General features: G+C 63.3%; 14 protein-coding genes. 6 read left to right on the top strand and 8 right to left on the bottom strand.

All coding sequences use genetic code 11. From position 1 onward, the window contains the following. Positions 1-127 precede the first annotated feature (127 nt). The 5 genes from FEZ60_RS17265 to epsC all read left to right on the top strand — a co-directional run bounded on the left by FEZ60_RS17265 (position 128) and on the right by epsC (position 5,690). The gene (locus FEZ60_RS17265) at positions 128-1,303 is read left to right on the top strand and encodes a hypothetical protein (protein WP_172936581.1); all 1,176 of its coding nucleotides are present in this window, start codon (positions 128-130) and stop codon (positions 1,301-1,303) included. 122 nt (positions 1,304-1,425) lie between these two features. Next, positions 1,426-1,791 carry a DUF6802 family protein gene (locus FEZ60_RS17260; RefSeq protein ID WP_172936580.1) on the top strand — a complete coding sequence of 122 codons (366 nt, stop codon included), beginning with the start codon at positions 1,426-1,428 and terminating at the stop codon, positions 1,789-1,791. A gap of 352 nt (positions 1,792-2,143) precedes the next feature. Further along, complete coding sequence (locus FEZ60_RS17255; protein ID WP_033231714.1) at positions 2,144-3,973, top strand: phosphoenolpyruvate carboxykinase (GTP); 1,830 nt, start codon at positions 2,144-2,146, stop codon at positions 3,971-3,973. A gap of 197 nt (positions 3,974-4,170) precedes the next feature. After that, positions 4,171-5,106, top strand: a complete 936-nt coding sequence (cysK, locus tag FEZ60_RS17250; RefSeq protein WP_033231713.1) for a cysteine synthase A — start codon at positions 4,171-4,173, stop codon at positions 5,104-5,106. A 5-nt stretch (positions 5,107-5,111) separates the two neighbouring features. Further along, a complete protein-coding gene (gene epsC, locus FEZ60_RS17245) occupies positions 5,112-5,690 on the top strand; it encodes a serine O-acetyltransferase EpsC (protein WP_095887015.1) in 579 nt (192 codons plus the stop codon). Between the two features lie 58 nt (positions 5,691-5,748). Here the strand turns inward: epsC and FEZ60_RS17240 are convergent, their stop codons facing one another. The 7 genes from FEZ60_RS17240 to FEZ60_RS17210 form a co-directional block, all read right to left on the bottom strand. Next, positions 5,749-6,057, bottom strand: coding sequence for a hypothetical protein (locus tag FEZ60_RS17240; RefSeq protein ID WP_172936579.1), 309 nt, complete (start codon positions 6,055-6,057; stop codon positions 5,749-5,751). 16 nt (positions 6,058-6,073) lie between these two features. Continuing rightward, positions 6,074-7,021: a cation diffusion facilitator family transporter gene (locus tag FEZ60_RS17235; RefSeq protein ID WP_033231710.1), complete on the bottom strand. Its 948-nt coding sequence runs from the start codon at positions 7,019-7,021 to the stop codon at positions 6,074-6,076. A 119-nt stretch (positions 7,022-7,140) separates the two neighbouring features. Continuing rightward, a complete protein-coding gene (locus FEZ60_RS17230; RefSeq protein WP_033231709.1) occupies positions 7,141-8,589 on the bottom strand; it encodes an aldehyde dehydrogenase in 1,449 nt (482 codons plus the stop codon). Then, on the bottom strand, positions 8,589-9,746 hold the full coding sequence (locus tag FEZ60_RS17225; RefSeq protein ID WP_172936578.1) for a hypothetical protein: 1,158 nt from the start codon (positions 9,744-9,746) through the stop codon (positions 8,589-8,591). Before FEZ60_RS17225 ends, FEZ60_RS17230 begins: the two co-directional genes overlap by 1 nt. 2 nt (positions 9,747-9,748) lie before the next feature. After that, complete coding sequence (locus FEZ60_RS17220; protein ID WP_045064638.1) at positions 9,749-10,912, bottom strand: phosphotransferase family protein; 1,164 nt, start codon at positions 10,910-10,912, stop codon at positions 9,749-9,751. A 133-nt stretch (positions 10,913-11,045) separates the two neighbouring features. Continuing rightward, a complete protein-coding gene (locus FEZ60_RS17215; protein WP_172936577.1) occupies positions 11,046-11,936 on the bottom strand; it encodes an ROK family protein in 891 nt (296 codons plus the stop codon). After that, entirely contained in the window at positions 11,933-12,763 is an 831-nt protein-coding gene (locus FEZ60_RS17210) for a class I SAM-dependent methyltransferase (protein WP_172936659.1), read from the bottom strand. The genes FEZ60_RS17215 and FEZ60_RS17210 overlap by 4 nt, the downstream gene beginning before the upstream one ends. 153 nt (positions 12,764-12,916) lie before the next feature. Here FEZ60_RS17210 and FEZ60_RS17205 point away from each other — a divergent pair, with 153 nt between their 5' ends. Further along, positions 12,917-14,137: a glycosyltransferase family 4 protein gene (locus tag FEZ60_RS17205; protein WP_045064630.1), complete on the top strand. Its 1,221-nt coding sequence runs from the start codon at positions 12,917-12,919 to the stop codon at positions 14,135-14,137. Here the strand turns inward: FEZ60_RS17205 and FEZ60_RS17200 are convergent. Next, positions 14,078-15,811 carry a hypothetical protein gene (locus FEZ60_RS17200; RefSeq protein WP_172936576.1) on the bottom strand — a complete coding sequence of 578 codons (1,734 nt, stop codon included), beginning with the start codon at positions 15,809-15,811 and terminating at the stop codon, positions 14,078-14,080. The genes FEZ60_RS17205 and FEZ60_RS17200 overlap by 60 nt on opposite strands. Positions 15,812-15,819: the final 8 nt, after the last annotated feature.

Here is a 15,819-nt window from a genome sequence, read left to right as displayed (position 1 = left end):
ATGGAACCCAGCTGGGCTCTTTGGTGATGTCGATGTCGCTTGGGCTGATGAATCATCAAGTAATGCAAGTGTTTTCGTTCTCGGCTTGCCGCGATGTGGTCGCGAAGAGGTCGAAAGGCTCCTGAGCGTGGCGGGTCGATACACGAGCGTCGATCATGCAAGCGATGCCATCATCGTGCTGCTGGTGGTCGACGCGGCAAGTGTGATCGGGCGGGAAGAGTTGGAACTGCTCGACGAGTCCGGAGTGGGAGGCTTGCCGTTTGTGGTTGTGATGACCAAGACGGATGTGAACCCGGACTGGGAAGCGGTTCGTGACCGCGATCAGCGCATTCTTGCAGATCACAGTGATGTTTACGGTGGGGCGGCAATCATCGTCCTGTCCGAGCATGGCGGTGTCGCACCGTTGTTCCACGCCGTCGACGCAGTTCGTCGACGCGCCGTATCTCAGCCTGGCGGCGGTGTGATCGCGGAAACCCGACGGATGATCGACCTCGAGGTTCGAAACCTGCGCGAGAGCGATCCCGGCGGCGAACTGCGTGCGGAGCGCAGCGAATTACTCACCGACCGTGACGGTCGACGTAGTGAACGACTAGCTCAGATGAGGACCAGGCTCCAGCGCGCGCGAGCCGAACTTTCGCAGCAGATCGCGGACACCACTCGAACGACAGTGGCGTCGGCGCGCCTGTGGATCGACGAGTCCACCCGAAGCGAACTCGACAGTTTGCCGGCACGTCTGCAACACGAAGTCGAGAGCAACACAGTGGCTTTCGACGCTGCGATCGCCACAGCAGTCGGAATCGGCGAAACGGGTGTAAGCGTCGCACTCCCACATTTTCCCGACGACCCCGCGACACGGCCGCGTGGTAACGAAGAGCGCATCACCGTGTTGGTCGGTGCCTCGGCGGGGCTCGGTTTGGGGCGGATCGCGGTCATTCCGCTGGAGATGGTGCCGGCCCTGGACATCGCGAGCATTCCGGTAACTCTGGTGCTTGGCGCAACTGCGGCGTGGTGGTTGAGCCGCACGAGAGGCGTTGCGGCAGATCGGGCGCACGCTCGTGCGTGGCTGGCGGAAACGATGGCCACCGTCAGAGCGCAATGGGAGCAGCGCGTGCTGAACCGGCTCCTTGACGCGGAAGTGGATCTCGGCAGCGCGATCCTGGCCGAGAGCCGAGAGCTGGTTGCGTCGGCGCAAGCGCGAATTGCGGAGATCGATGTCGAGCTCCGAGCACTGGGACAGGCACGTTCCGGACAATTGGCCGCCTGTGAACGTGACCTGGCAATTCTGAACGGTGCCGGGGCCTGAACGAGTTGTCCACAGGCCCGGATTTTTGTCGGTGACTGTCGACGGAAATCTGGTAGTACTGATGCATCTCGGTAGGGGTTGCCGGGAGAAGACACCAGCAAGATCAAGCACAGGGGGAAGTAATGGACGGATTTCTGATCACCGCCGACGTCGTCGACATGGGACGGTTCGACGTGCCGGCAGATCATCTACCGGCGGAGGGCATCGACCCGGCAACGTTCGGACCGGGTACGGGGACTGTCGACGTCGGTGATCTGACGACGACATTCGACGCATTCGATCTCGATGGCGACGGGATCGTCGACAGTCGCGTCGTGTCGCCGGACAACGATGCAGCTGCCATCGTCGTGGTGTCGGATTTCGATCGTGACGGCGCTGCCGACCGCGTGACGATGGTGGAGCCGGACGGAGACTTCGCGGCGTGGGAATGCCACCGAGACACGCACGGTGCGTTGGTGTGGGATCGCATCGATTCTGGCACTGTGTGACACCGAAAATAGGCACTGCGTGACACGCAAAATAGGCACTGAGTGACGTACCTAGAGGACTGTTCGCCTTGCGATCCGGGACCGTTTGCCTCTATTCGAAGCCGGGTACGCGTTGTGGATACACCATCTGAATCGTTTCTGTGACATTTCTGACCGCACCCGATTACCTGCAGGTGAACAGCCAGCGTTAACCTCAGTACATAGGACACCCGGCGTCCGTGAAATCCACGTGAGTGGATGACGCGGCTGGACCCCGTCGAGAGGGGGACACCGGGATCAACTGGTATCGGGGAGCTGCAGTTTGCATCCGGTGTCACGAGAACCCGGTTCCGGCTCACCCCAGGAGAGTTTGATGACCTCAGCGACCATTCCCGGTCTCAACGGAACTGACGGCACGCCCCCCACGCAGCACAAGGAACTGCTTGCATGGGTGCAAGAGGTTGCCGAACTCACCCAGCCCGCTCGCGTCGTCTTTGCGGACGGCTCGGACGAAGAGTGGGACCGGCTGACCGACAAGCTGGTCGAGGCAGGCACGTTCACGCGCCTCAACGACGAGAAGAAGCCGAACTCGTTCCTCGGTAATTCCGATCCTTCCGATGTGGCTCGCGTCGAATCGCGCACCTACATCTGCTCGAAGGAAGAAATCGACGCAGGCCCCACCAACAACTGGATGGACCCGTCGGAGATGCGCACCCTCATGGGTGACCTGTACCGCGGTTCCATGCGTGGACGCACCATGTACGTAGTGCCGTTCTGCATGGGTCCCCTCGACGCCGAGGATCCGAAGCTGGGTGTCGAGCTCACGGACTCCGAGTACGTCGTCGTCTCCATGCGCGTCATGACCCGCATGGGCAGCAAGGTTCTCGACAAGCTCGGCACCGACGGATTCTTCGTCAAGGCGCTGCACTCGTTGGGCGCTCCGCTCGCCGATGGCGAAGCCGATGTCGCGTGGCCGTGCAACGACACCAAGTACATCACTCACTTCCCCGAGGATCGTGAGATCTGGAGCTTCGGTTCCGGCTACGGCGGAAACGCTCTCCTCGGCAAGAAGTGCTACTCGCTGCGTATCGCTTCGGCAATGGCGCACGACGAGGGCTGGCTGGCCGAGCACATGCTCATCCTCAAGCTGATCTCCCCCGAGGACAAGGCCTACTACATCGCGGCGGCATTCCCGTCCGCCTGTGGCAAGACCAACCTCGCGATGATCCAGCCGACCATCCCCGGATGGCGTGCCGAGACTCTCGGTGACGACATCGCGTGGATGCGTTTCGGTGACGACGGACAGCTGTACGCCGTCAACCCCGAATTCGGTTTCTTCGGCGTGGCACCGGGCACCAACTGGTCCTCGAACCCCAACGCGATGCGCACCATCGACCAGGGCAACACGGTGTTCACCAACGTTGCACTGACCGACGACGGCGACGTCTGGTGGGAAGGCCTCGAAGGCGACCCGCAGCACCTGATCGACTGGAAGGGCAACGAGTGGACGCCTGAATCCGGTACGCAGGCCGCTCACCCCAACTCGCGTTACTGCACCCCGATGTCGCAGTGCCCGATCATGGCTCCCGAGTGGGACGACCCGAAGGGCGTGCCGATCTCGGCAATCCTGTTCGGTGGACGTCGTAAGACGACGGTTCCGCTGGTCACCGAGGCCCGCGACTGGCAGCACGGCGTCTTCATGGGTGCCACGGTCGGCTCCGAGCAGACCGCAGCAGCCGAAGGCCAGGTCGGTACGGTTCGCCGCGACCCGATGGCAATGCTTCCGTTCCTCGGCTACAACGTGGGCGACTACTTCCAGCACTGGATCGACCTCGGCAAGTCTGCCGACGAGTCCAAGCTGCCCAAGGTCTTCTACGTGAACTGGTTCCGCCGCGGCGACGACGGACGCTTCCTGTGGCCAGGCTTCGGCGAGAACTCTCGCGTCCTGAAGTGGATCGTCGAGCGTATCGAGCACAAGGCTGCCGGTATCGACACCCCGATCGGCGTCGTTCCCACGGGATCGGCACTCGACATCGACGGCTTGGACGTGTCGGACGCCGACATCACCGAGGCCCTCGCCGTGAACATCGACGAGTGGAAGGCCGAGATCCCGCTGATCGAGGAGTGGTTCGACTTCGTCGGCGAGAAGCTGCCCACCGGTATCCGTGACGAGTTCGAAGCTCTGAAGCAGCGCCTGGGCTGAGTCCCTCGCGATTCTGTTCTGCGTAACCCGAATGCCGCATCTGATCGAACAGATGCGGCATTCGGCATTCGAGGAGATTATTTTGGTAGTTCTCGGGTTTTTACCGGCCCGGTTGAGCTATAGGACACACCGAATGATGCAATAACGTCATTAACGAAACGACCCGGTCGACACTGCGGCCACATGGAGGTACGGAAATGACCGGTATTTACAACAACGTCACCGAATTGGTCGGGCGCACCCCGCTGGTGCGACTCAACCGCCTGACCGAGGGTCTGGACGCACAGGTTGTAGTGAAGCTCGAGTTCTACAATCCGGCCAACAGCGTCAAGGACCGGATCGGTGTTGCGATCATCGACGCTGCCGAGAAGTCCGGAGCACTCAAGCCCGGCGGAACCATCGTCGAGGGCACCAGTGGTAACACCGGTATCGCACTTGCCATGGTCGGTGCTGCTCGTGGCTACAAGGTCATCCTGACCATGCCGGAGACGATGTCCACCGAGCGTCGCGTCATGCTGCGTGCGTACGGCGCCGAGATCGTGCTGACCCCGGGCTCCGAGGGCATGGCCGGCGCAGTCGCCAAGGCCAAGGAAATTGTCGAGCAGACTGAAAACGCTGTCTCGGCCAGCCAGTTCGCAAACCCCGCCAACCCGGCCATCCACGAGGTGACGACCGGTGAAGAGGTCTGGGCCGACACTGACGGCGCCGTCGACATCTTCGTTTCCGGTATCGGCACCGGCGGCACCATCACCGGCGTCGGACGCACTCTCAAGAAGTACAAGCCCGAGGTCAAGATCGTCGGCGTCGAGCCCATCGATTCGCCGATCCTCAACGGTGGCCAGCCCGGCCCCCACAAAATCCAGGGAATCGGTGCGAACTTCGTACCCGAGATCCTCGATCGTGAAATCTACGACGAGATCATCGACGTCTCGTTCCCCGATTCCATCGAGGTCGCTCGCGCTCTCGGAACTCAGGAAGGCATCCTGGGTGGCATCTCGTCCGGCGCCATCGTGTGGGCCGCCCTCGAGTTGGCAAAGCGCCCCGAGAATGCGGGCAAGCTGATCGTGGCTGTTGTTTGCGACTTCGGTGAGCGTTACATCTCCACCCCACTGTTCGAACACATCCGGGACTGAGATACGTGAGTATCCTCGGCGTCATTCGCGAGGACCTACAGGCTGCGCGCGGTCAGGATCCTGCCGCGCGCAGCAATGTGGAGAATGCCCTCGTTTACTCAGGGCTGCATGCCATCTGGTCGCATCGGATCGCACACAAGCTGTGGGCTGTGCCCGCTCTGCGCGGTCCGGCCCGGGTGTTGTCGCAGCTGACACGTTTTGCCACGGGCATCGAGATTCATCCCGGCGCGACCATCGGTCGACGGTTTTTCATCGACCACGGCATGGGCGTCGTAATCGGTGAGACGGCTGAAATCGGCAACGACGTCATGCTTTATCACGGTGTCACGCTCGGCGGCCGTTCACTCGAGCAGGTCAAGCGCCATCCGACGCTCGGCGATCGGGTCACCGTGGGTGCGGGTGCCAAGATCCTGGGACCTGTTCTCATCGGCGAAGGTAGTGCTATCGGCGCCAATGCTGTTGTGACGCGTGATGTTCCGGCCGATTCCATTGCAACGGGTATTCCGGCAGTGGCTCGGCCGCGGACCGCCAAGGAGAAGTTGGTGGATCCGAACAGCTACATCGATCCTGCGATGTACATCTGACTCTGTTCTGACGGTGGCCGCCCCTCGTTTCGACGGTGGGCGGCCATCGGCGTCTGTTTCAGGCTCGCGTCAGGCGCCATCCGCGGCGCCCCATCAGTGCCGCCGTCAGAGCGCCCAAACCTGCTCCGAGGAACGGGAAGCTGGCGAGGATGAACCAATTCCTCGACGCATTCGATTGAGAATCGAAGTATAGGTTCAGCGACGATTCGTAATCCCGGCTCATCTGCACATTTGTTAGCGGTGCGTACCCTCCCTGGTACACGATCTCCTTGTCCGAACTGGTCATCACGTCGATCAGGACGCCCAACAAGGGAATTCCCCCGACGACAAATCCGAGGACCATCAGGACAATGACCAGAGCGCGCATCAAATGAGCGTATCGCTCAGGCGGTGATCGACGGTTCTTCCGGTGTCGAGAGCGTCAGGATCGCCCGTACGACGCGTGGGCTCTGCTCGAGTGTGCGCTCGAGGTCGCGCAATGTGTGGGCTACTCGAGATTCGGCGTAGTCCCCGACGACATCGATGCTGGCAACCAGGTACACCTGCCGTGGTCCCAGGTATTCCATGCGCAGGAACGTGATTCGGTTGACGTCGGGTAGCTGTGTCAGTGCTTCGATGCCGGCGGCGCGCAGGGTCGGGGACGCTTCCTCGCCGACCAGGAAACGTCGGTTGCGGTCGATCAGAATCACCGCGATGACACCGAGCAGGATGCCCACGCAGATGGATCCGAGGGCGTCGGGGATCGGTGAACCAGTGATCTGGTGAAGCAGGACGCCTGCGAACGCGATGATCAAACCGATAAGTGCCGCAGCATCTTCGGCGAACACAGCCCGCGTGGTGGGGTCGGAAGTATTGAGAGCTTGCGTGAGAACATCGCTGTTGACGGCTGAAGCTTCTGCCCGCAATTGTTTGTAGGCCTGGCGGAACGAGATGCCTTCGAGGATGAAGGAGACTCCGAGGACTGCGTAGGCAACTCCGAAATCGGTGGCCGGTTCCGAATGGAACAGTTCCTGGATTCCGTGGGTGATCGACACTCCGGCACCAAGCGCAAAGAGTCCGAGGGCCGCGAACATCGACCAGATGTAGGCTTCGCGGCCGTAGCCGAGGGGTTGATCGCGATCGGGCACGCGTTTGGATCGTCGGTTTGCGATGAGGAGCAGGATCTCGTTGCCGGTGTCGGCCCACGAGTGGGTGGCTTCGGCAACCATCGACGCCGATCCGGTGACGATCGCGGCCGCTGTTTTTGCTCCGGCGATCAGCGCGTTTGCGGCAAAGGCCAGGACAACGGTGGTGGTGCTCTCGTCAGCCGATGCTTCCGTTTCGGTGGTCACGGAGCTAAGGCTAAGCCCGCTCGGACGGTTATGTCTGGGGAGTGAGCACAGCTTCTGTGAAGTGAGCACCCCTTCCGTCGTGCTGGAAGGGGTGCTCACTGTGCACAACGGGTGCTAACTCAGCTCGTGTAGCCGGGTGGCATGAGCACGGACTTGGTTTCGCAGAAGGCTTCGAGGCCCTCAGGTCCGTTCTCGCGACCGATTCCGGAGTTCTTGTAACCGCCGAACGGTGAACCGGCGTCGAAGGCGTACCAGTTGATCGCGTAGGTGCCGGTACGGATCTGCGCCGCGATTTCGAGGCCGTGATCGATGTCGGTGGTCCAGACGGATCCGGCGAGGCCGTAGTCGGAATCGTTGGCGATCTTGACGGCCTCGTCCTCGGAGTCGTACGGAATCACCGACAGCACGGGTCCGAAGATCTCTTCGCGGGCAATGGTCATGGAGTTGTCGACGTCGGCGAAGATGGTCGGCTCGACGTACCAGCCCTTGTCGAGTCCGGCGGGACGACCGCCGCCGAGGACCAGTCGAGCGCCCTCTTCCTTGCCCTTGGCGATGTAGCCCTCGACGCGCTCGCGCTGCTTCTCGGAGATCAGCGGGCCGAGCTGCGCGGCCGGATCGGACGGATCGCCGACGGTCATGTAACCAGCCGCGGTCTTGAGGCCCTCGATGACCTCGTCGTAACGTGAACGGGGAGCGAGGATTCGGGTCTGCGCGACGCACGCCTGACCGGTGTTCATCAGGCCCGACATGACAAGCATCGGCATTCCGGCAGCGAGATCGGCGTCCTCGAGGATGATGGCGGCGGACTTGCCACCGAGTTCGAGGGAGCAGCGCTTGAGGTTCTGGGCGGCGATGGCGCCGATCTTGCGCCCGACCGCACTCGAGCCGGTGAAGGTGATCTTGTCGATGTCAGGATGCGAGACCAGGTATTCGCCGGTCTCGGCGCCGCCGGGGAGCACGGAGATGACGCCGGCGGGAACGCCTGCCTCAGCGAAGATCTCCGCGATCACATGGACCGAGAGCGGTGACTCGGGGGCCGGCTTGAGCAGGACGGTGCAGCCGGCGAGCAGCGCGGGGGCCAGCTTGTTGATCGCGAGGAACAGCGGAACATTCCACGCGAGAACGGCAGCGACAACGCCGACGGGCTCGCGGGTGACCTTGGTCTGCCCGAAGACGCCGGTGCGCTTCTCTTCCCACGCGAACTTGTCGGCCAGTTCGGAGTAGAAACCGAGCGTCGCCATCGACGGGGTCTGCTGCATCATGCCGACCATGGCGGGCGGCTGGCCCATCTCGTTGGAGATGAGCTGGTTGAGATCTGCGCTGCGCTCTTCGAGGAGCTTGGCTGCCTTCGCGAGGATCGCACCGCGCTCGGAAGGGGTCGTCTTGGCCCACGGTCCGTTGTCGAAAGCGTTGCGCGCAGCGGAGACTGCGGCGTCGATGTCTGCCGGAGCGGCGACGGGACAGCTTCCGACGCGCTCCTCCGTTGCCGGTGAGAACACCTCGAGTACCTGGTCGGTGGCGGGGGCTACCCACTCGCCGCCGATGTAGAGCTTGTCGTAGTTCGTCATCACAATCTTTCCTCGGTGTTGTCGGTCTCGCGCTCTGGTGCCATATCGATGAAACTGGTGAAGCCGTAACGCTCGTGGGGTCCGATGGCAGCGACTTCGAAAAGGCCGGTGCCGTCGAAGGTCTGGTCACCCTCGGTGAGATGGAATTTGCTGAGATTGTCCACGGGGGAGAACATGCGCTGCATGGGTTCGAATTCGTGGACCTTGTGCCGTAGGCCTTGGACAACCAGTTCGCCTTGCCACATGCCGTGGCGCCAGTCCTGTTCGAGGCCGTACCCGGTGCCGATGCCGATGTGGTTGGCCAGCAACAGTTCACAGTCGACGGTCAGAACCTCACCGCTGGGCCGGTGGAAGGTGAGGGTAGCTCCGGTGACGTCGCGGGTGGCGGGGCAGAAGATCAGGTCGTGCTCGGGTCGGCCGAGCCATTCCGGATCGCGTCCTTCTTCCGGCCAGATTCGCATCGCTTCCTCGACGATGCGACGGCCTTGCTCGTCTTCCTGCATGATGACCGAGACGGTGAACTCGTCGAACTGCATGACGGAGTAGATCCAGAAGAAGTTCTGGATACCGTCGACGGCGCGTCGGCCGGGTGGCTCGGCTTCACCGACCGGCCGTACGCCCCAGGAGCGGTCACGATTTCCGCGCCAGGTATCGGGGTCGATCGAGATTTTTTCCCCGTCGACGGTGAGGTTGCCGGTCCACGTTCCGGTCTGCAGGAAGCGGGACGTGTCGAAGGTGACACGCTCGAGTTGGCGTCGAAAGTGCTTGGGCTCGAGCGCTGCCGGGATGGTGGCGTCGAAGGTGATGTCGAAGGAGAGATCGTATTCGCTGCTGGGTTCGAGCACGACACGAAGTTTCTGCAGGCCTTCCACAACCTCGATGCGTAGTGGTCCGACCGTGGTGTCGGTGCGATCGGCGCCCAGGGCTTTCGACATGCGGGCCACGATGTGGTGATCCCCGTGGCGTAGGACCGCAAAACCGTCCATGACACCGAGATTGGGGTACTGGCCCAGACCGACGATCAGGAAGGTGTCGTTGTTGTCGGTGGGATAGCAGTTGAAGTAGTAGCGGTCGTAGAAGTTTCGGTCCGAGGTGGCGACGTGGCGGACCGGTTCCGCGATCTGGTGAATGGGGTAATCGTCCATCGGCGACAACATGGTCAGTTCAACCTCTCCCAGTAAGTGCCGTCGAGCATCGCGGTGAGCGATGCGCGGTGCATGATCATGTCGTCGGGGTCTGCGGGTTGCTCGGCTTGACCGAAAGCTATGGCACGGGCCTGAATTCGCCACATGATGACGGCCTGGCGCAGCGCTGCGTATGTAACGTAGAACTCCAGATCGTGTGGTGTGTGACCGGTGATGTCGGCGTAAGTTGCCGCGATGTCCGGCAGTCGCAGGAAGTCGGGAAGACCGGGCAGGTTTGCCAACCCGGCAATGTCCTCGAAGAACCTGTGCAGGAAGGCCATCCAGCCCAGGTCCATCTCACGCGGGCCGAGAGTTGCCATTTCCCAGTCGAGTACGGCAACTGGTGCAAAGTCCTGGTACATGACGTTGCCGATGCGTGAGTCGCCCCAACAGAGCACGGCCGGTGAATCGTCGGCGGGATTGTGTGCTTCGACCCAGTCGAGTGCCCGCTCGATGAGTGGCGATCGGACGCCATCCTTGACGACCCACTCGTAGTATGCGCGCTGCTCGGCGATGTGCGCCGAGAATGCCTCTCGCGCAGTCGGTCCCGAACCAGGCAGTTGGAGGAAATCGAAGCGCTCGATCGGATTGTCGATGGCGTGCAATTGCGCCAGGACGTCGACCGAGTTCTGCTGGAGGGTCTTTCGCTGCGCCGGGGACGCTTCGGTGACCCACGATCCGAAGTTGTACGGCATGACGTCGGGAGGCACGTCACCGGAGATGCGCTCCATGACGAAGAACGGCGCACCCAACGCATCCGGGTCGGATTCGGACCAGTACACCGTCGGTACGGGCACCGCGGAGTGCTCGTGCACCTGCGCCATGGTGCGGAACTGGGATTCGAGGTCGTAGGTCGGAAACACCGGCATGGTGGTCTCTGCCGGGGCGACACGGGCGACCAGCGGATGATGATCGCCGTCCCAGGTCGCGTCGAAGAGGATGGTTTCGCTGGACATGCCGTTGGCTGCGGGCAGGGTGACATCGGCGACGGTCACGGTGGATCCGGCCGGCACCTTCCCGGCCATCCAGCGTTCCAGGCGTTCGCGGAGGTCTTCGGTGTCGCGGAGGGAATCACTTGGTCGGGCGACCTGTGCGTGATGCTCGGCTTCTGTCGAGGAAACATCGGGGCTCACGGTCACCTCCTTCCCGCTTGTGTCACGCGCAATGCCCGTAACGGTGTGAGTCAGAACACTAAAACACGTTACAGAAATTGGGAACAGGTGGCACCCGTTTAGTGGGACTCCCTGCGGATTTCTCGGAGAAGAACGCGTGTCAGATGGCGGCGACGAGCGACAGGAGTCCCGCGCCGGTCAGAGTTCCACGCTCACCCAACTCGGCGGAGACGATTCGTAGGTCCTTGATGAACGACAAACGGGCATGTCGGGCAGCCGATTCGCGGAGAGGTTCCCACAAGGCTGAGCCGGACTGGGAAAATCCGCCGCCCACCACCGCAAGATTTACATCCAGGAGTGCCGCAGCCGACGCGATGGCAACACCCAGCGCGGTTCCGGCACGGTGAAGCGCTGCCCGGGCGAGGGCGTCGCCGCGGTGGGCGTCGTCGGCAAGCTCGAGGCCCGTGGTGCCGGTCCACCCCTGACTGCGAGCCCAACGAACTGCTGCCGGACCACTCGCGACCGTCTCGAGGCAGCCGACGCCACCGCAGGAGCAGGGTTCGTCGGCTCCAGGGACAACAAGGTGCCCGATGTGGCCGGCATTTCCCGTACGGCCAGGTGCGATGCGACCGCCAAGGACAACTCCGCCGCCCACGCCGGTGGAGACGACCAGACTCAACAGGTCCAGGGTTCCGCGTCCGGCGCCGTGGTGATGTTCGGCCAGTGCGGCGGCAGCCCCGTCCATGGCCAGAGCGGCCGCTGCGCCCGGGAAAACACTGCGTACCGCGTCCTGCAGGGGGAAGCCGCCAGCCCACTCGGAGATGTTGATGGGTGCCACAACACCGCCGACGGTATCGACCGGGCCGGCGCAGGCGATTCCGACGGCGTCAACCGCGCGTCTGTCGGCAACGCTCTGAAGTAATGCCGCGCAGGCTGCCCACGTATCCGTTTTCGGTGTGGGAACCGTGCGGAATTCGGGAACGCGCCCGTCCTCGGAAGCCAAACCGGCAGCCATCTTGGTGCCGCCGATGTCGAGGGCGAGGCGAATCACGTCAACGCTTCTCGAGGACCACAACGCTTCTCCAGAACCACTACGAGGTTGCTCACGAGGAATTCGCGAAGGCCGGGAACACGAACCATCCACCACGCCCAAGACGGGTGATATCGGGGGATCGCGGCGAGTAGTTCACCTTGGTCTGTTCCGCGGGCCCAGCGCAAACCATCGGTGGCACCCACTTTGAACAGGGACTCTCCGTACCTGTTCTTCGGTTCGCGGCCGGTTGTGCGGCGGTACCGCTTGGCTGCGTATTCACCACCGAAAGCGTGCCACGGACCGGTCTCGTGCCCTCCGAACGGACCCCACCACAGGGTGTACGAGAGGACCATCAGTCCGCCGGGTTTGGTGACGCGCAGCATTTCCTCCGCCATGAGCCACGGCTCGCTGACGTGTTCCGCCACGTTCGAGGAGAAGCAGATATCGACCGACGAATCCCGAAAGGGCAACGCCAGGCCTGATCCGCGCACCGCGCCGCCGACGGTCAGGCCCGCGGCATGCATTTCCGACGGATCGGGTTCGACCGGGATGTAGCGGGCACCGGCAGCTTGGAACACTTCCGCGAAGTAGCCCGGTCCGCCGCCGACGTCGAGGACGGTGAGGCCGTCGAGCGTGTGACCGGTGTGACCTTCATGCAGGTCGGAGATCAATTCGACGGAATCGCGAGCGAGCGCGCCGTAGAAGATGTCAGGCGCGGTCTGCTCGTGGCGGAAGTCGCTGAGCAAGCCGACGGATCGTTTGAGGGTTGCCCGTCGGCCGAAAATGCGGGTCACTGCGGGCTTGGTCACGAGAATCAACTTTAGCGACTGCGACTTCTGCTCCATGAACACCGTCAATTTCACTGTGAGGAGCGCGGCAATACGGACGCGGAAACAGTTAGGGTGTTCCGCAGGGTTACCGACCGGTCAGGGTGGGCATCCCCCGCAGGACCACTCGCATCCGCGCCGGTCACCGACGAGCTCTAGGGAGTAACGCACGTGCACGAGGTTCTGTTGCTCTGTTGGCGTGACACCGGGCATCCGCAGGGCGGCGGAAGTGAGCGGTACCTCGAACAGGTCGGAACCCAGTTGGCGGCGCGCGGAATCAAGGTGACTCTGCGGACGGCGTCGTACCCGGGTGCGCCCGCCACCGAGTATCGAGACGGCATCACCATCAGTCGTTCCGGCGGACGTTTCAGCGTTTACCCGCGGGCACTGGCCGCGATTGCGGCCGGACGCCTCGGGTTCGGTTCCCTGAAAGGCCTTCACCCCGACGCCGTGGTCGACACGCAGAACGGGATTCCCTTCTTCTCGAAGATGGTGGCCGGTGCGCCGGTCACGCTGCTCGTGCACCATTGCCACCGCGAACAGTGGCCGGTGGCAGGCACACTCGTCGGACGGATCGGGTGGTGGGTGGAATCGCGCCTGTCGCCGAAGCGTCACAGCGACAACCAGTATTTGACGGTGTCACTACCCTCGGCAGAGGAACTGGTGGATCTGGGCGTCGACCGCGATCGAATTGCCGTGGTGCGCAACGGAGCTGATCGTCTTCCGATGGGCGTCGACGCGGGTGGTTCGATCACCCGGGCGATCCGGCCTACCATGTCGGTGCTCTCGCGGTTGGTGCCGCACAAGCAGATCGAAGACGCGCTCGAAGCGGTTGCGACACTTCGCCCGACGCAGCCCGAACTTCACCTCGACGTCATCGGCGGCGGTTGGTGGGAGCAGAACCTGCGTGATCGCGCTGCCGAACTCGGGATCGGCGACGCGGTGACATTCCACGGGCACGTCGACGAGTCCCGCAAACATGAACTGTTGGCGCAGTCCTGGATTCACCTCATGCCGTCCCGCAAGGAAGGGTGGGGCCTCGCCGTCATCGAGGCCGCGCAACACGGAGTTCCGACTGTTGGTTACCGCAGTTCCAAGGGGTTGACCGATTCCATCGTCGACGGCGTGACGGGTCTTCTGGTAGGCGGCGAAAGTGTCGGCGACGGCGATGTGGCGGAATTGACGCAGGCTGCAGGCACCCTGTTGCAGGATCACGAACTGCGGACGGTGCTCGGTGAGAAAGCTCGGGTGTGGTCGAGCGAATTCTCTTGGGAACAAACGGGAACCGGTGTTTTCGAGGTTTTGTCGGCGACGACGGTCGGACAGCGCGTTTCAGGTCTTGTCACGTCGCGCGAGTCGAATCCGGTTCTGGTTCAGTCCGAGCACGAGTAGAGCCGCAACGCCCGTCATCACCCAGGCGATGTGGGCGAGCGCGACGATGATCCGGGCAGATGCCGAAGCCTGGTGCAGTGCAACATCTCCGGGCACCCGGTACACCTCGAGATAGTTGTCTGCGAACACTCTCTCGAGGTTGCGCAGCGCCGCGTCGTCGGATCGGCCAGGAGTGTCGAGTTCCACCAGCACCCAGCCGACGCCAAGGGCCGCGAGTTCGGTGCTGCTTCCGCCCGTGAGGAGGAGTTCCTCGACCTGGGCGGCGCGTGTTCCCTCGCCGCCGACAGAGCCACCGGCCACGATCAGTTCGCCGGTCTGCAGTACATCGAGCGGGAGAAATCGCGGAGCCGGATCGAGAACCGGAGCGTCACCGGTGTAGGAGAAGGCTCGAAACATTCCGGTGGGAAGCACTGCCACATCACCGGTTTCGCCTCGCAACTGCTCGGCGACAACGGTCCAGGACTGCGGATACTGCACCGGTTTCAGAGCCCCGCCGACGCCCCACGCGAGGTCGGGCAGAGCCATGATCGTCACGACAACAGCGGCGATCGACCACGTAGGGCGCGGAAGAGTGAAGCGTCGCTGTGCCCACATCACGCCCGCTGCCGCGGACAGTGCGTAGAACGGCGCCGCCAGCGCCACCCATTTCTGGGAATCGCGGAGCAGGCCTGCGCCGGAGAAGTATTCGACCGACCAGCGACCAACACCCAGGCCCCACGGTGTCGCGCCGAGTGCCGGGGCCAGGACCGCGACGAGTGCCAGCACTCCCAGTGCGGTGATCACAGGATTGCGACGCCGTCGCCACAGCGCGGGGATACCGCTGAGCACCACGATCAGGAGTAGTAGCGTCCCTACCGCCGCGAAGAGTGTTGTGCGAGAGTCCGGGACGGCAGCGGAGTTCCAGACGCCGCCCAGCCCGGCGAGGCTGCCGAGCGTTCCGAGGCCCGGTTCCGCGCGGGCGGCAAAGGCTGCCACACCGGCGGGATCGGAACCGTCGGCGGCGCCGCTCGACAGAAGTGTTGCCGCGAGCCACGGCGAGGCAGTGATCAGGAAGAGTGCGAAGACGCCGCTGACACGTCGTAGAACCGACGTTCGCCCGCCTGGGGAGGCTACGGCCACCAACGCGATGGTCAATCCCAGGAGCGCGCCGGTAGGTGTCAGGCCCGCGAATGCCAGCGATGCGGCCAATGCCCACCAGGCGCCGGGCTGAGCGCGTCGAACCCCGATGCCCGCGATCACGATCCACGGCAAAGCGCCGTACCCGGCCAACAGGCTCCAATGTCCTTGCAGCAGACGCTCGGCCACGTACGGGTTCCACAGCATGACCGTTGACGCCACCAACTGCGGCCCGAGCCCGGCTGTCGGCAGCAGGGCTCGGACCAAGCGGGCAGCGCCCCACCCCGCCAGCCACAGTGCGGCGAGGAGCAGCGCCTTCACCACCAACCCACCGTCGACAACCGTGCTCAATGCCGCGATCAGCGCATCCTGCGGCACGGCCCGGGCGGCGGCGTCGGTGAGCCCGAGGGCGGAGTCGGTGAGGTACGACCGGGGAGTGCTGACAGCGTCGCGCAGCAGTAGATAACCGGGACCGAGCAGTGGTCCGAGGATCAACAATGTCAACGCCAGGCTGTACACCGCGGCCACGACGCTGTGGTGTTTCGGCCGCACTGTCATGACGGGCA

The organism is Rhodococcus sp. MS16, assembly GCF_013277795.1.
Lineage (GTDB): Bacteria > Actinomycetota > Actinomycetes > Mycobacteriales > Mycobacteriaceae > Rhodococcus_F > Rhodococcus_F globerula.
Note: the sequence above shows the minus strand (reverse complement) of the source record. Positions and strands in the feature narration are given on the sequence as shown.

Coding starts and splice junctions, on each gene's coding strand:
- FEZ60_RS17230 (WP_033231709.1), bottom strand. CDS start 8,589: ATGACGAACTACGACAAGCTCTACATCGGCGGCGAGTGGGTAGCCCCC.
- FEZ60_RS17225 (WP_172936578.1), bottom strand. CDS start 9,746: ATGTTGTCGCCGATGGACGATTACCCCATTCACCAGATCGCGGAACCG.
- FEZ60_RS17240 (WP_172936579.1), bottom strand. CDS start 6,057: ATGCGCGCTCTGGTCATTGTCCTGATGGTCCTCGGATTTGTCGTCGGG.
- FEZ60_RS17260 (WP_172936580.1), top strand. CDS start 1,426: ATGGACGGATTTCTGATCACCGCCGACGTCGTCGACATGGGACGGTTC.
- FEZ60_RS17255 (WP_033231714.1), top strand. CDS start 2,144: ATGACCTCAGCGACCATTCCCGGTCTCAACGGAACTGACGGCACGCCC.
- FEZ60_RS17200 (WP_172936576.1), bottom strand. CDS start 15,811: ATGACAGTGCGGCCGAAACACCACAGCGTCGTGGCCGCGGTGTACAGC.
- FEZ60_RS17210 (WP_172936659.1), bottom strand. CDS start 12,763: ATGGAGCAGAAGTCGCAGTCGCTAAAGTTGATTCTCGTGACCAAGCCC.
- cysK (WP_033231713.1), top strand. CDS start 4,171: ATGACCGGTATTTACAACAACGTCACCGAATTGGTCGGGCGCACCCCG.